11 protein-coding genes are annotated in these 15,256 nt (G+C 68.6%); 7 read left to right on the top strand and 4 right to left on the bottom strand.

Going from position 1 to position 15,256, the window contains the following annotated elements; translation table 11 throughout:
* Positions 1-1,251 precede the first annotated feature (1,251 nt).
* Complete coding sequence (locus AB8K43_RS08300; protein WP_370893316.1) at positions 1,252-3,189, bottom strand: acyl-CoA dehydrogenase; 1,938 nt, start codon at positions 3,187-3,189, stop codon at positions 1,252-1,254.
* Positions 3,190-3,231: 42 nt separating this feature from the next.
* On the bottom strand, positions 3,232-3,930 hold the full coding sequence (locus AB8K43_RS08295; protein ID WP_370893314.1) for a TetR family transcriptional regulator: 699 nt from the start codon (positions 3,928-3,930) through the stop codon (positions 3,232-3,234).
* 115 nt (positions 3,931-4,045) lie between these two features.
* Here AB8K43_RS08295 and AB8K43_RS08290 point away from each other — a divergent pair, with 115 nt between their 5' ends.
* Genes AB8K43_RS08290 through AB8K43_RS08280 form a run of 3 tightly spaced genes read left to right on the top strand, consistent with a single transcriptional unit; the run spans position 4,046 to position 7,577 of the window.
* Positions 4,046-5,344, top strand: a complete 1,299-nt coding sequence (locus AB8K43_RS08290) for an acetyl-CoA C-acetyltransferase (protein ID WP_370893313.1) — start codon at positions 4,046-4,048, stop codon at positions 5,342-5,344.
* A gap of 38 nt (positions 5,345-5,382) precedes the next feature.
* On the top strand, positions 5,383-6,720 hold the full coding sequence (locus AB8K43_RS08285; protein ID WP_370893311.1) for a 3-oxoacyl-ACP reductase: 1,338 nt from the start codon (positions 5,383-5,385) through the stop codon (positions 6,718-6,720).
* Between the two features lie 5 nt (positions 6,721-6,725).
* Complete coding sequence (locus AB8K43_RS08280; protein WP_370893309.1) at positions 6,726-7,577, top strand: MaoC/PaaZ C-terminal domain-containing protein; 852 nt, start codon at positions 6,726-6,728, stop codon at positions 7,575-7,577.
* On the opposite strand, the gene AB8K43_RS08275 is transcribed toward AB8K43_RS08280, so the two are convergent.
* Complete coding sequence (locus tag AB8K43_RS08275) at positions 7,558-8,904, bottom strand: GH1 family beta-glucosidase (RefSeq protein WP_370893307.1); 1,347 nt, start codon at positions 8,902-8,904, stop codon at positions 7,558-7,560. The two genes, AB8K43_RS08280 and AB8K43_RS08275, sit on opposite strands and share 20 nt — an antisense overlap.
* Before the next feature lie 78 nt (positions 8,905-8,982).
* On the opposite strand from AB8K43_RS08275, the gene thrS reads away from it, so the two are divergent.
* Together thrS and AB8K43_RS08265 are read left to right on the top strand one after the other, a co-directional pair.
* Positions 8,983-10,980 (top strand): threonine--tRNA ligase, encoded by a 1,998-nt coding sequence (thrS, locus tag AB8K43_RS08270; protein ID WP_370893304.1) that lies wholly within the window; start codon positions 8,983-8,985, stop codon positions 10,978-10,980.
* Positions 10,977-11,528, top strand: coding sequence for an HIT domain-containing protein (locus AB8K43_RS08265; RefSeq protein WP_370893302.1), 552 nt, complete (start codon positions 10,977-10,979; stop codon positions 11,526-11,528). The genes thrS and AB8K43_RS08265 overlap by 4 nt, the downstream gene beginning before the upstream one ends.
* Here AB8K43_RS08265 and AB8K43_RS08260 read toward each other — a convergent pair whose 3' ends face one another.
* A complete protein-coding gene (locus tag AB8K43_RS08260) occupies positions 11,529-13,628 on the bottom strand; it encodes an elongation factor G (RefSeq protein ID WP_370893300.1) in 2,100 nt (699 codons plus the stop codon).
* Between the two features lie 95 nt (positions 13,629-13,723).
* On the opposite strand from AB8K43_RS08260, the gene pgsA reads away from it, so the two are divergent.
* Together pgsA and AB8K43_RS08250 are read left to right on the top strand one after the other, a co-directional pair.
* Positions 13,724-14,338 carry a phosphatidylinositol phosphate synthase gene (pgsA, locus tag AB8K43_RS08255; RefSeq protein WP_370893298.1) on the top strand — a complete coding sequence of 205 codons (615 nt, stop codon included), beginning with the start codon at positions 13,724-13,726 and terminating at the stop codon, positions 14,336-14,338.
* Complete coding sequence (locus AB8K43_RS08250) at positions 14,335-15,255, top strand: phosphatidylinositol mannoside acyltransferase (protein ID WP_370893296.1); 921 nt, start codon at positions 14,335-14,337, stop codon at positions 15,253-15,255. Before pgsA ends, AB8K43_RS08250 begins: the two co-directional genes overlap by 4 nt.
* Position 15,256: the final 1 nt, after the last annotated feature.

The raw sequence follows: 15,256 nt of genomic DNA, 5'->3' as shown, positions 1-15,256 counted from the left end.
CGATGCTCGATGAGCGCGATTTGGTCGTCGGGGCGGTAGCACAAAGTGGAGCTGTGCACGCTAAGCCGGGGAGAGCAACGGAGGGCGCTCGCCTGACCCTCAAGGTTCCATCCGGGGGCTGGCGCAACGTCGGGGTGGCAAGCACGTCGACCGTGGCGCGAGGTAACTGATCTGATGACTTGTTCGCCGTCCCGCGGTTGTGAACGATCGAACTCGTGACGAAGCCCTCGATGAGTCCGACAGTGATGCCGTTCGCGTACGACGACCCATACGTGAACGAGCACCGAGCGACCGTCGAGAACGTTGTCGATCAGCTCACTCAGATGGGGTTTCATGGCGACGCCCGGCTCGATTTGGGGCGAACTCGGCGCTCGACGATTGACCGCTCGAATCCAGCCACTCGGGCATTGGTTAAGAGCATCCCAACAATCGGAGAGTGGCTCGACCTCGTACCGAGGGCTGCTGCTCTGGCGCCGGCGTACGCACCCTTCGAACCCACCTATCCCGGCGGTGTCGGTGTGAGCGAGGCCGCGCAGCACTACTTCGCGAACGTAGCGGATTGCCGTGGTATCCGCTCCCGAGCCGCTGTCCTGCAGGAGGTTGCGATCGCTCATGCGCGGACGATTGACGCCCGTGCGCCCCGGTGGTTGAGCCTCGCTTGCGGCGCGGCACAGCCCGCCATCTCGGCGGTGTCGCGAGTGAGGTCTGGAGGGGGACGGACACCGAAGCTCACGCTAGTCGACCTCGATAGGACGTCCCTCGCGCTCGCTCAGACCTACGCCACCCAGGCGAACGTCACGGTGTCGACTCGACGCGCCAACGTCCTGGCCCGGGGAGGGGTTCGCCTCGCGCGCCCCCGCCTGGCGCGCACAGAAGGCCCGGTTCGACCTCGTCGAGGCGATTGGCATTCTCGAGTATCTGCGCGGTGACGACTGGCCCTACACGTACTCCAAAGTGATCCGAACTCGAACCGTTTTGGCAGGGGCTCGCACCCTTTTGCGTAACGCCTACGACCTTGTGCGTCCGGGTGGATTGCTGGTCGTCGGGAATATGCTCCCGACCCACCCGCAACTTGGGTTCACCCTCAACGTCATCCAGTGGCCGCATATCCAGCCCCGGTCTGTCGAGGAGGTGGGATCACTGATCGATGACGCTGGGCTGGATGGAGAGCGATCGGTTTACCTCCCCGATGACGGGGTATATGCCGTCTACGTCGTACGCAAGCCTGAGCCTTCCGAGTGGTCGGTCGCGCTAAGGCGTGGCACCGCCGCCTGACGTCCCGTTGTCGGCGATCATCTCGGTCGTTAGCCACGACTGCGGGATTCCAAACGCATCGACGAGCACCTCGACGTGCGGCCGCAGCTCGTCGCACAACTCGTTGACCCGCACGATGATCTCCTTGGACTGCTTCGCGCTGATCCGCCCGTGCTCGAGATACCAGGCGCGGTTCGCCTCCATCGTCGCGAAGACGTAGAGATCGCACACCAGGTTCAGCAACTCGCAGGCCCGGTCATCGCAGTTGTCGTCGATCGCCGCGACGAAGGACTCGAGCACGATCCGGTCCATGTGCGCCCGCGCCGTCTCGAGCAGATGGTCTTGGACATTGTTGAAGACGTCGAAGGGGGAGACGTCCTCATCCTCGCTCGCGCCCCGAAGACGCATCGCGAGAGTCTCGAGCAGGTGCGACTCGCGGTCTTCGAAGAGGGCGATCTGCCCCCCGCGGTCGGTCAGGGCATTGTCCGCGTCCCGCCCCGGGGCTCCGGAGACGAGCCGCTGGATGAGCGAGCCACCGATGGTGCGCTCGATGATCGAGCCGGAGAACTGCTTGGCTCCGAAGAAGAAGGCCCCACGGGTGTCGAGGTCGTGGAAGGACTCCTTGTACTCGGTGAGCATGCCCTTGGCGACCAGTTGCAGCAGGACGGTGTTGTCGCCCTCGAAGGTGGTGAAGACATCGGTGTCGGCCTTCAGCGCCGCCAGCCGATTCGCCCAGAGATAGCCGGCGCCACCACAGGCCTGACGGCACGCCTGGATCGTGTCCGTCGCGTGGGCCGTCGTGAGGGCTTTGAGCCCAGCCGCGCGAGCCTCGAGTTCGCGCTGGGCGTCCTCGCCGCGATCCTCGCCCGTCGCGATCGCGTGCATCGCCTCCACGAGATTGTTCTGCGCGAACATCAGCGCATACGAGGTCGCAAGCCGCGGTAGCAGCGCCCGCTGGTGCGCCCGGTAGTCCAGGATCAGGACCTCGTCGTCACTGTCGGGCCGGTTGAACTGCCGCCGCACCAGTCCATAGCGGATCGCCACCGCGAGCGCACTGCGGGTCGCGGCACCAGCCCCACCGGCCACGCTGACCCGGCCGCGCACGAGCGTTCCGAGCATGGTGAAGAAGCGCCGCGAGGGCTTCTCAATCGGCGAGCTGTAGACCCCTTCGGCATCGATCGAGCCGTAACGGTTCAGCAGGTTCGCTCGCGGCACCCGGACCTGATCGAAGCTGATCCGCCCGTTATCGACCCCGGCGAGCCCCGCCTTCGCCCCACAATCACTGGTGGTGACCCCCGGCAGGTCCGCACCGGACTCGTCACGAATCGGCACGAGCACGCAGTGCACCCCTTGCGACTCACCTCCGACGATGAGTTGCGCGAAGACCGCCGCCAGCCGGGCATCCTGCGCCGCATTACCGATGTAGTCCTTGCGCGCCAGGTGGTCGGGGGAGTGGACGACGATCTCGTCGGTCGTCGGGTCGTAGGTCGCCGTCGTCGCGAGCTGCTGGACATCCGAGCCGTGCCCGGTCTCGGTCATCGCGAAGCACCCAAGGAGCGAGCCGTCGAGCATCCCCGGCAGGTACTGACGGTGATGCTCCTCGGTCCCAAGGTTCGCGATCGCCCCGCCGAAGAGGCCGAACTGCACCCCCGCCTTGACGAAGACCGACAGGTCCAAATGGCCGAGCATCTCAAAGCCGGTCACCGATGCCCCGGGATCTCCGGTCCCGCCCTGGTCCACGGTGAGGCCATCGGCGGGGAAGGGGGTCTTCGTCAGCTCGAGCACCGCCTCCAGAGTTCGCGCCCGGTGCTCGGCCATCGGCAACGGCGCAGGTGGGGGACCGAGGCGGGCGGGGTCAAGGTCGCGGCGGGCGCGTTCGCGCACCGCACCCCAACGACCGTCGAGACTGGACCGGATTGAGTCGGCAATCTGCATCGCCCCATCGTGGCACGCTGCCGATCGCGCAGATCAGGCCCCTTACGGGTGGGGCTGTGCTGGGTCCGAAGGGGGCCACGCTGCGGCGAGCCCGCTCCACGCCAGATCGGCGAGATGCTGGGTGAGGGCCTCGCGCGACATCGTGCCCGCAGCGCCCGCGAGCCAGGTGTCCGCGGCCGCGCGCACCATCCCGACGAGGGACTGCCCCCAGATTTGCGCGCGGGTGACCTCCGAGCCGCTCGCGATGAGCGCCTCGGAGATGAGCGCTCCGACCTGCCCGGCCATCTGACCGGTGACGCACACCGCGACATCGACCGCGTGAGCGCTCTTTTCGACGATCGGTGCCGAGACGATGAAGCGGTACACCTCGGGGTCCCGCTCGACGAGCCTGAGGTACGCGCTGATCGCCCCGGAGATGAGCTCCTGAGGATCCCGCGCCACCATCCGCTCGGCGATCGAAGGGGGCGCACCCTCGGCGCCCGCCCCACCGACCGCACTCGTGATATCCCGCATGATCAGCTGATCGACCCGCTCGGCGATCGCCCGGTAGAGACCGAAGCGATCGTGGAAGTGGCGATAGAAGACCGTCTTGGAGGTCCCGGCCGCGGCCGCGATGTCATCCATCCCGACCGTGGCGCCCTGCTCGCGGATCGCCCGGATCGCGGACTCGACGAGCTCGGCGCGCCGGGCCTGCCGGTGCACCTCCCAGCGCGCGCTGCGTCCATCGGTGGGCGTACTCACAGCGCCCGACGGTAGCAGGTACTGGCGGTACCTGCTACCGTCCGTATCGCATATCTCACTGGCGCGACCATGCGCGCCCAGCGATCCCCAAACGACGTTTTCAAGGAGTCCTTCGGTGGCCCAAAACCAGTCGACCGCGCCGCGCCGCGCCGCCATCCTCGGCGGCAACCGCATCCCCTTCGCCCGCCAGTTCGGTCCCTACGCCGACGTGTCGAACCAGGACATGTTCACCGCGGCTCTCGAGGGCCTGGTCGCCCGCTACAACCTCGGCGGCGAGCGCATCGGTGAGGTCGTCGGCGGCGCCGTGATCAAGCACAGCCGCGACTTCAACCTGACCCGCGAGTCCGTCCTCGGCTCTAGCCTGGACCCGCACACCTCCGCCTACGACGTCCAGCAGGCCTGCGGCACCGGCCTCGAGAACGCGATCCTGGTCTCTAACAAGATCAAGCTCGGACAGATCGAGTCCGCCATCGCCGGCGGGGTCGACACCGCCTCCGACGCCCCGATCACCGTCAGCGAGTCCCTCCGCAAGAAGCTGCTGAAGGTCAACCGCGCGAAGGGCGTGAAGAACCAGATTCTCGCCCTCGGCGCCATCCGCCCCACCGACATCGGCATCGCGACCCCGGCCAACTCCGAGCCGCGCACTGGCCTGTCGATGGGCGAGCACATGGCGATCACCGCCAAGAAGTGGGGCATCACCCGCGAGGCTCAGGACGAGCTCGCGGTGAACTCCCACCACAACCTCGCCCGCGCCTACGACGAGGGCTTCTTCGACGACCTGATGACCTCCTACCAGGGCGTCACTCGGGACCAGAACCTGCGCCCCGACTCCTCGATGGCCAAGCTCGCGACCCTGAAGCCGGTCTTCGGCAAGGGCGAGGGCGCGACGATGACCGCCGGGAACTCGACGCCGCTCACCGACGGCGCCTCCGTCGTCCTGCTCGGGAGCGAGGAGTGGGCCAAGGAGCGCAACCTCACCGTCCAGGCCTACTTCATCGATGGCGAAGCCGCCGCGGTCGACTACGTCCACGGTGACGAGGGCCTGCTGATGGCTCCCGCCTATGCCGTCCCGCGCATGCTCGACCGCAACGGACTCACCCTCCAGGACTTCGACTTCTACGAGATCCACGAGGCCTTCGCCTCGACGGTCCTGTCGACCCTCAAGGCCTGGGAGGACGAGGAGTTCTGCCGCGTCAAGCTCGGCCGCGACAAGCCGCTCGGGTCGATCGACCGGAGCAAGCTCAACGTCAACGGCTCCTCGCTCGCCGCCGGCCACCCCTTCGCCGCCACCGGTGGGCGCATCCTCGCCTCGCTCGCGAAGATGCTGCACGCGAAGGGCCCGGGTAGCCGCGGCCTGATCTCCATCTGCGCCGCCGGCGGCCAGGGCGTCGTCGCCATCGTCGAGGGCGCGTAAGCGCCTCCCGCACCCCACGACCAGTTAAAGGAATCACCATGGGATTTCAGTACGGCACGTTCGTTAGCAGCGGGCTCGGGAAGCAGCTCGCCACCACCTTCGGGCTGCCCCGCCCGTCGAAACTGCGCCGCCATGAGCCCGGCGCGTCCCTGATCAATGGGGCGGTCCTCCTCGCCGGTCACGGTGACGCCCCGCTCGTCGCGCACCTGCGCACTGTGCTCGAAGAGGCCGGCGTCCAGATCGCGACCCAGCCGTCCACCTCGGTCGCGGGCGTCGTCGTCGACATGACCGCCATCGAGCGTCCCGAGGACCTTGAGTCCCTGCGGGGCATCGTCGGCCCCGCCCTGAAGACGCTGGCGCCGACCGGCCGGATCATCGTGCTCGGCCGTCCGGTCGACGAGGCGACGAGCGTCCCGCAGGCCGCCGCGCGCCGCGCCCTCGAGGGCATCGTGCGCTCGGTCGCCAAGGAGATGCGCGGTGGTGGCACCGCTAACACCGTCTACATCGCCGACGGTGCCGATGAGGCCGCCGACGCGACGATCCGCTTCTTCCTCTCCGGCCGCTCGGCCTATGTCGACGGCCAGGTCGTCCACGTCGCCAAGCCGGTCGGCGAGGTCAAGACCCCCGCTGACTGGGACCAGCCGCTCGCCGGCAAGGTCGCGGTCGTGACCGGTGCCGCCCGCGGCATCGGCGCCGCGATTGCGAAGACCCTCGCTCGCGATGGCGCGACCATCGTGGCCGTCGACATCCCGGCGGCCGGTGGCCCGCTCGCCGAGGTCGCCAACGCGCTCGGCGGCAGCGCCCTTCAGCTGGACGTCACCGCTCCCGACGCGGGCACCAAGATCGTCGAGCACGCGCAGGCGCGCCACGGCGGCTTCGACATCGTCGTGCACAACGCCGGCATCACCCGCGACAAGCTGCTCGCGAACACCGACGCCGAGCGCTGGGCGAGCGTCGTGAACGTCAACCTCGCCTCGATCCTCGCGATGAACGAGGCCCTGATCCCCGCGATCCGCGAAGGTGGACACATCGTCAACGTCGCCTCGATCGCGGGCATCGCGGGCAACCGCGGTCAGACCAACTATGCCGCGTCCAAGGCCGGCGTCATCGGGATGACCTCCTCGCTCGCGCAGGACAAGGAGGTGCTCGCGAAGGGGGTCACCGTCAACGCCGTCGCCCCCGGCTTCATCGAGACCGAGATGACCGCGAAGGTGCCCTTCGCGACCCGCGAGGTCGGCCGCTTGCTCAACTCGCTCACCCAGGGTGGCAAGCCCGTCGATGTCGCCGAGACGATCGGCTGGTTCGCCTGGGACGCCAACCGTGGCGTCACCGGTAACACGGTGCGGGTGTGCGGCCAGATGATGCTCGGGGCGTGAGGCCCATGAGCATCGAGACCTTCACCTCCCCGCCGGCCCTCGCGCCGATCCTCGCGCGGGCGGCCGTGATGCGTGGTTCCTCGGCGACCGAGCTCCCGCAAACCCGGCTCGTGCTCGTCGGCTACGAGGTGGACCGCGCCGACCTACGGGAGTACCAGCGACTGACCGGCTTCCCCGTCGAGGATCGGCTCCCGCACACCTACCCGCACCTGCTCGGCTTCGGCCTGCAGGCGCACCTGATGGCGCGGCCGTCCTTCCCCTTCGCGCTCGTCGGGTTGGTCCACGTCGAAAACGTGATCACCGCCTACCGTCCGTTGACCGCGGACGAGAAGCTCGATATCACCGTCTCGGCGGACAACCTGCGCGACCACCCGAAGGGCCGTCAGGTGGACCTGCTCACCCAGGTGCACGTCCAAGGGGAACTGGTATGGGAAGGGCGAAGCACCTACCTCTCCCGGGGTCGCTCCAATCCCGATGCCGACCGCGGGTCGCAGCCTCCTGCCATCCCCACCGGCTACCCGGCGGCGAAGTGGCGCCTCGAAGGGGACCTCGGGCGCCGGTACGCGGCGGTCTCGGGCGATATCAACCCGATCCACCTCTACGGGATCACCGCGCGCGCCATGGGCTTCCCGTCGGCGATCGCTCACGGGATGTGGACCTACGCCCGCACCCTCGCCGCGCTTGGCCCTTGGGTCAATGGCGCGACGACGAGCCACGTGTGGTTCAAAAAGCCCGTCCTCCTGCCGGCATCGGTCGACCTCGTCGTCGACAAGTCGGGCGACCAGGTCGTCGCGGGCCTGCGCAACTCGCGCAAGCCCGCCACCGAGCACCTGGTGCTCACGGTCGGCCGGGACTGATTCGCGAGCCGCGCTCGGCAAGCACCGACTGCAGCCAGCGGTAGGACTCCTTGGGGGTTCGCCGCTGGCTGTTGTCATAGTCGCAGTGGACGAGCCCGAAGCGCTGCTGATACCCCTGCGCCCACTCAAAGTTGTCGATGAGGCTCCAGACGTAATAGCCGCGCACGTCCACCCCTTCGGCGCGAGCCGCGAGCACCGCCTCCAGGTGAGACGTCAGATAGGCGATCCGCGCCGGATCTGCGACCGTCCCGTCCGCCGCCACGACGTCGACCTGTGAGCACCCCGACTCGGTGACGTGGACCGGGGGGAGCGCAGCCCCGTAGCGCTCGTTTAGTTGATTCAGGATCTCGGTCAGTCCACTCGGGACCACCGGCCAGCCAAACGCGGTCTGCTCGTACCCGGTGATCTGGTGCAGAGCGAAGGGGAGGTCGTCACCGGCCGAGGCCGCCCCGACGAGGGTCGGGTTGTAGTAGTTGACTCCGTAGAAGTCGATCGGCTCGGCGATGATCGCGAGGTCGTCGGCGACCGGTCCCGGCAGGCCTTCGCCCATCCCATTCGGGTACTGCCCGAGCAGGATCGGCTCGGCGAACATCCGGTTGTGGATGATGTCGTAGAGGTCCGCCGCCGCTCGGTCGATCTCGGAATCGCCGTAGACCCAGACCGGGGTGTGATTGTTGGCCGTACCGACCGAGCGCGCCCCCGCCGCGCGCAGGGCCTGGACCGCGAGGCCGTGGCCAAGGAGCAGGTGGTGACCCACCTGGAGGGAGTCAAAGCCGAGGTGGAGGCCCGGTGCATGCTCGCCGATCGCGTGCCCGAGCATCGTGAAGATCGCCGGCTCGTTGATCGGACACCACATGGCGACGCGATCGCCGAGGCGCTCCCCGACGACCTGGGCGTACTCGCCGAATCGCAAGGCCGTCTCCCGGCTCCGCCAACCCCCGTGCTCCTGCAGCGCCGACGGCAGATCCCAGTGGAAGAGGGTCGCGCACGGCTCGATCCCGGCCTCCAACAGCCCGTCGACCAAGCGGTCGTAGAAGGCCAGGCCCTCCTCGTTCACGGCACCCGCGCCCTGCGGCAGGACCCGGGGCCACGCGATCGAGAAGCGATAGGAATCCACCCCAAGCTCGCGCATGAGCGCGATGTCTTCGAGGTAGCGGTGATAGTGATCGGTCGCGACCTCACCACTGGAGCCGTCCGCGATCACCCCCGGCCGGTCGCAGAAGTCGTCCCAGATGCTGCGCCCTCGGCCGCCTTCGCGGACACCCCCTTCGATCTGGTAGGCCGCGGTCGCGACGCCGATGCTGAGGTCAGGGGGCAGGCTCACCATGGTGGGCAGCCTAGGGGCCCACCGGTGCCCGTTAGGCTTAGGCGTCCACCTGCTGCACACCACCCCTAGGAGACCCGCGTGTCTGCCCCCTTCGCCATCACCGTCGCCGGAGACCAGCGAACGGTCGAATCGGGCACTACCGCGGCGGATCTCTTCGAGGGGGACCGCGCCGTCCTCGTCGCCCGCGTCAACGGCGAGCTGCGCGACCTCGCGCACCCCCTCGCCGAGGGCGACATCGTCGAGCCCGTGACCGCCGCCGAGCAGGACGGGCTCGATGTGCTGCGGCACAGCGCCGCCCACGTCCTCGCCCAGGCCGTCCAGCAGGTCAACCCCGACGCCAAGCTCGGCATCGGCCCCCCGATCCGCGACGGCTTTTACTACGACTTCGATGTCGAGGACCCCTTCACCCCGGAGGACTTGAAGGCCCTCGAAAAGGCCATGCAGCGGATCATCAACGAGGGCCAGACCTTCGTGCGCCGCGAGATCAGCGACGAGGACGCCCTCGTTGAACTGAAGGACGAGCCCTACAAGTGCGAGCTGATCGGGCTGAAGGGGGGAGCGGCCGAGGACGCAGCGGACGGCGCGAGCGTCGAGGTTGGCGGCTCTCAACTGACGATCTACGACAACATCCGCCGCGATGGCACCCGGGCCTGGGGCGACCTCTGCCGCGGCCCACACGTGCCGACCACGAAGGTTCTCGGCAACGCCTACAAGATCATGCGCAGCGCCGCCGCCTACTGGCGTGGCAGCGAAAAGAACCCGCAGCTGCAGCGCATCTATGGCACCGCCTGGCCGAGCAAGGACGAACTGAAGGCCTACCTCGAGCGCCTCGCCGAGGCCGAGCGCCGCGACCACCGCAAGCTCGGCGCGGAGATGGACCTCTTCTCCTTCCCGGATGAGTTGGGCGCCGGCCTGCCCGTCTTCCACCCGAAGGGGGGCGTGCTGAAGCGGGTCATGGAGGACTACGCCCGCCAGCGCCACATCGAGGAGGGCTTCCTCTACGTCGGGACGCCGCACGTCAGCAAGGAAGGGCTCTTCCACACCTCGGGGCACCTGCCGTACTACGAGGACACGATGTTCCCCCCGATGGAAGAGGACGGGCAGCGCTACTTCCTCAAGGCGATGAACTGCCCGATGCACAACCTCATCTACAAGTCGCGCCAGCGCTCCTACCGCGACCTGCCGCTGCGCCTCTTCGAATTCGGGCATGTGTACCGGTACGAGAAGTCCGGTGTGGTCCATGGCCTAACGCGCGTGCGCGGCCTGGAGATGGACGACTCCCACTCCTATGTGACCGCCGAGCAGGCCTCCGAGGAGATCAAGCACCTCCTCCACTTCGTCCTGTCGCTCCTGCGCGACTTCGGGATGAACGACTTCTACCTGGAGTTGTCGACCCGCGATGACTCCGAGGCCAAGAAGGACAAGTTCATCGGCTCCGACGAGCAGTGGGAGGCCGCGACCGCCGTGCTCGAAGAGGCCGCCCGCGACACCGGCCTCGATCTCGTGCCCGACCCGGGCGGCGCCGCCTTCTACGGCCCGAAGATCTCGGTGCAGGCCCGGGACGCGATCGGCCGGACCTGGCAGATGTCGACCGTCCAGTACGACTTCAACCAGCCGGAACGCTTTGGCCTCGAGTACTCCGCCGCCGACGGTTCGCGCCAGCAGCCGGTGATGATCCACTCGGCGAAGTTCGGTTCGATCGAGCGCTTCATGGGCGTGCTGATCGAGCACTACGCCGGGCAGCTCCCGCCGTGGCTCGCGCCCGTCCAGGTCCTCGGCGTCCCCGTCGCCGAAGAGTTCGAGCCGTACCTCCAAGAGGTGCTCGACCAGATGGCGGCCGCCGGGATCCGCGTCGAAATCGACCGCACCGATGACCGTTTCCCGAAGAAGATCCGCAACGCGAGCAAGTCCAAGGTCCCCTTCGTGCTGATCGCGGGGGATGAGGACCGCGGCCAGGGCTCGGTCTCCTTCCGGTACCGCGACGGCTCGCAAGAAAACGGCGTCCCGGTCGCCGACGCGATCGCCAAGATCGTCGCCGCGATCGACTCCAAGGCGCAGGTGACCTCCGCGTCATGAGCGTGCCCACGGAGCCTTCGGAGAGCTTCCCGGGCTCGGCGGACGGTTTCGAACGGCTCTGGACGCCTCACCGGCTCGCCTATGTCCGCGGTGAGCGCCCGAGCAAGGACGCCGGAGACGGCTGCCCCTTCTGCGCCGCGCCCGAGAAGTCCGACGAGGACGGCCTGATCGTTCACCGCGGCGAGCGCTGCTATGTCGTGATGAACCTCTTCCCCTACAACCCGGGGCACGTCCTGATCTGTCCCTACCGTCACGTGCCGCTCTACGTGGACCTCACCGACGAAGAGACCGCGGAGTTCACGGCCCTGACGAAGGGGGCGATCGCGGCCCTGGTCGCCGCCTCCGCACCGCACGGCTACAACATCGGCATGAATCAGGGAGAGGTCGCCGGTGCCGGCGTCGCCGCCCACCTGCACCAGCACATCGTGCCGCGCTGGGGTGGGGACGCGAACTTCCTGCCGATCATCGCCCAGACCAAGGCCCTGCCCAGCCTCATCGAGGACATGCGCAGGGCCCTGGTCGCGGCGTGGCCGCAGGGGTCGGACTAACTAGTCCCGATCGGCGAGGTGCTCGGCGACGAGGCGCGTCGGGAGCGGTTCGTACCCGACGAGCTCGCGGGAGAGTTCGCCCGTGCCGTGCGCGAAGGAGCGCAACGCGATCGGGTAGTCGAGCAGTTCGAGCTGAGGCACGAGCGCCGTCAACACGCTGCGGCTCGCGTCCTCGGGATCGGTGTCCGTGCCAAGGATCTGCCCGCGCCGGGTCGACAGGTCCGTCATCGCGGCGCCGAGGTAATCGGTGTCGATCGTGACGGTCACCTTGTCGACCGGCTCCAGCAGCGAGACGGTCTGGGTCGAGGTCATCTCGCGTAGCGCGATCCCGGCCGCAGTCTGAAAGGCCATATCGGACGAATCCACCGAGTGGGCCTTCCCGTCGGTCAGGGTGACCTTGACATCGACGACCGGCCAGCCCGCGAGCAGGCCCTTGTCGAGTTGCGCGCGCGCCCCCTTCTCGACGCTCGGGATGTAGGAGCGAGGCACCGCCCCGCCGACGACCGTCTCGTGGAACTCGACCCCCGCGCCCCGCTCCAGCGGTTCAACCGTGAGGTGGCAGACCGCAAACTGGCCGTGCCCACCGGACTGCTTGACGTGCCGGCCCTGGGCCTCGGCGGTCGCGACGAAGGTTTCGCGCAGCGCCACCTTGACCGGACCGGTCTTCACCTCGAGGTTGAAGCGCTCCCGCAGGCGCTCGAGGACAAGGTCCTGCTGCGCGGGACCGGTGCTCCACAAGACGATCTGGCCGGTTTCGGGGGAGAAGGCGAGACGAAGGGAGGGATCCTCGGCCGCCAACTCGCGAAAGGCCGTCGGCAGCTTGTCCTCGTCGCCGCGTGAGACCGGTTCGAGCGCCACCGGCAGGAGCGCCTCGGGCAGCTCCCAGGGTTCGATGAGCAGCGGCTGGTCGACCGAGGAGATCGTGTCCGAGGTCTGCGCGGACCCCAACTTGGTGACGACCGCGATCTCGCCGGCGATGACCTGCGGCCGGTCGTCGAAGCCGTCGAGCGTCGGCACACCGAGCGCCCCGGCCCGTTCCTCGTCATCGTGGCCCGCGTGACCCTCCGAGGCGTCGGGGCGCAGCCGGTCCAGGTGACCGGAGATGTGCAGCGGGTGCTCGCGGGTGAGCGTCCCCGAGAAGACCCGCACCAGCGAGACGTGGCCGACGTAGGCGTCGCTGCGGGTGTGGACGACCTCGGCGACGAGCGGGCCGCTGGGGTCGGTGGTGACCTCGATGAGGTCGCTGCCGTCGACGGTCGTCACGACCGGGACCGGTCGCTGCGTTGGGTTCGGGAAGGCGGCCGCGAGCAGGTGACGAAGGACCGCCACGCCCGAGCCGGTCTCCGCCGAGACGGGCAGCACCGGGTGGAAGGTCCCGTGCGTCACCGCGGTCAGCAGATCGCGCTCGATGACCGCGAAGTCGATGTCCTCACCGCCGAGGTAGCGCTCCATTAGCGTGTCGTCCTCGGACTCTTCGATGATCCCCTCGATCAGCCCCGGGCGATAGGTATCGAAGATCTCGGCGTGCTCGGCGCCCGCCGGGTGCACCTCGCGGGTACCGCTCGTGTAGTCGTGCACCTCGCCGAGGACGAGGTCGACGATCTGGGTGAGGGCACCACTGCCCCCAGCGATCGGGATCCCGAGCGGCTGCACGCCCTGCCCGAAGGTCGCCTGGCACTCCGCGAGGGTCCGGGCGTAGTCGGCGTCGTTGGCATCAAGCTGAACGATCGCCACCGCACGGGGCATCTGGACGAGCGCGCACTCGTGCCACAGGGCCCGGGTCGCCGCGTCGACGCCATCGGCGGCCGAGACGACGAAGATCGCTCCATCGGCGGCGCGGAGCGCGGCTCGCACCTCGCCGACGAAATCGGGGTGTCCGGGGGTGTCCAGCAGGGTCAGTGCCAGGCCTGGGTCGAGCGCGATGGTCGCCGCCCGCAGGCTCGTCGAGCGGTCCTCTTCGTGACCGGGGGAGAGGACCTCGCGAGCCAGGTGCGAGTAGAGCCGGGACTTGCCCGACCCAGACGGACCGACCAGGGCGACATTGCGCACCTGGTCGGGAGATGTGACGACGGGGGAGGTGGTGGTGGCTGGTCCGCTCATGCTCTTCACCCAACTCCTAACCCGGCCCGCAGGCAAGTCGGCACGGCGCCTCTTGGCGCGGGATCTGATCGCCGCGCGGCTAGGCTGGGTCCGCCATGCTCAATCGATACGCGCGCGCCCTCGTGACCCGCATCCTCACGCCGGTAGCCAAACTCCTTCTTCGCCTGGGCATCGGCCCCGATCTCGTGACGATCGTCGGCACCATCGGCGTTGTCGCCGCCGCCTTGTGGTTCTTCCCGCGCGGCGACCTCTTCGTCGGGACGATGGTGATCACCCTCTTCGTCTTCTCCGACACGATCGACGGCGTGATGGCGCGGCTGTCGGGCCGCACGAGCACCTGGGGCGCCTTCTTAGACTCGACCCTGGACCGGATGGGCGACGCCGCGATCTTCGCGGGCCTGACGATCTGGTACTTCGAAGGGGGCGCGGACCGGCTGACCGCGATCCTCGCCCTGCTCTGCCTTGTCCTTGGGATGCTCGTCTCCTATGCCCGGGCCCGGGCCGAAGGGGTGGGCCTGCGCGCCGATGTCGGCATCGCCGAACGCGGCGACCGGCTCGTCGTCACCTTGGTCACGGCCGGTTTTGTCGGTCTCGGGGTCTTCCCACCGGTCGTCATGACCGTCGTGCTTGCCCTCCTCGCGGTCGCGAGCGTCATCACCGTGCTCCAGCGGATTCTCGTCGTGCGCCGCCAAGCGCTGGCCGAGTCGTGAGCCGGGCCGCCGACGCAGCGACGGTCGCGGCCTTCCGGGTCGGCTGGCGGGCCCTGCGCGCCCTACCCGAGCGGCTCGCCTACTCCCTCTTCGACGCCGTCGCCGATGTGGTGACCCGCCGCGGTGGCCCCAGCGTCGAACGGTTGCGCGCCAACTACGCCCGGATTCGCCCCGATCTCACCGATCGTGAGCTCGATGACGAGGTCCGCCAGGGCGTGCGCTCCTACCTGCGGTACTACTGCGAGGCCTTCCGGCTCCCCGCGATGAGCGGGGAGCGAATCGATCGCGTCGTGCGCACCGAGGGCCTTGATGACCTCACCGCCGAGCTGCGGGCCGGACGCCCGGTCCTTGCCTTCCTCGGCCATACCGGCAACTGGGATCTCGCCGGCGCCTGGTGCGCTCGTCACCTCGGGACCGTCGTCACCGTCGCGGAGCGGCTCGAACCCGAGGAGATGTTTACCGCCTTCCTCGACTTCCGTGAGGGCCTCGGCATGCGGATCCTCCCCGCGGAGAAGGGCGTGTACGGGCAACTGCGCGCCCAACTTCAGACCGGTGAACCGGTCGTCATGCCCCTGCTCGCCGACCGCGACCTCACCGCGACCGGCGTAGCGGTCGACCTGCGCGGTCACCGAGCGCAGATGGCTGCCGGCACCGCTGCTCTGGCCATCGACACCGGCGTGCGCCTCTGGCCGGTCACCATGCGCCACGAGCGCGTCGGCGACACCTGGGGCATGGTGATCCACTGCCACGACGAGGTCCTACCAACCCCTGGCCTCACCCACGCCGAGCAGGTCGCCGCGATGACCCAGCAGTGCGCGGACGCCCTGGGTGAGGCGGTCGCCGGCTCGCCGCGGGACTGGCACATGATGCAGCGGGTCTTCCACGAGGATCTCGACCTCGATCGGCTCCCGACATGAT

Source organism: Janibacter sp. GXQ6167, from assembly GCF_041365945.1.
Classification (GTDB): domain Bacteria; phylum Actinomycetota; class Actinomycetes; order Actinomycetales; family Dermatophilaceae; genus JBGFSK01.
The sequence above is the reverse complement of the archived record's forward strand: the minus strand, read 5'-3'. Positions and strand labels throughout refer to the sequence as shown.

Excerpts from the sequence above, each read along its gene's own strand:
- AB8K43_RS08265 (WP_370893302.1), top strand. The coding sequence starts at position 10,977 with ATGAGCGTGCCCACGGAGCCTTCGGAGAGCTTCCCGGGCTCGGCGGAC.
- AB8K43_RS08260 (WP_370893300.1), bottom strand. The coding sequence starts at position 13,628 with ATGAGCGGACCAGCCACCACCACCTCCCCCGTCGTCACATCTCCCGAC.
- AB8K43_RS08285 (WP_370893311.1), top strand. The coding sequence starts at position 5,383 with ATGGGATTTCAGTACGGCACGTTCGTTAGCAGCGGGCTCGGGAAGCAG.
- AB8K43_RS08275 (WP_370893307.1), bottom strand. The coding sequence starts at position 8,904 with ATGGTGAGCCTGCCCCCTGACCTCAGCATCGGCGTCGCGACCGCGGCC.
- AB8K43_RS08280 (WP_370893309.1), top strand. The coding sequence starts at position 6,726 with ATGAGCATCGAGACCTTCACCTCCCCGCCGGCCCTCGCGCCGATCCTC.
- AB8K43_RS08300 (WP_370893316.1), bottom strand. The coding sequence starts at position 3,189 with ATGCAGATTGCCGACTCAATCCGGTCCAGTCTCGACGGTCGTTGGGGT.
- pgsA (WP_370893298.1), top strand. The coding sequence starts at position 13,724 with ATGCTCAATCGATACGCGCGCGCCCTCGTGACCCGCATCCTCACGCCG.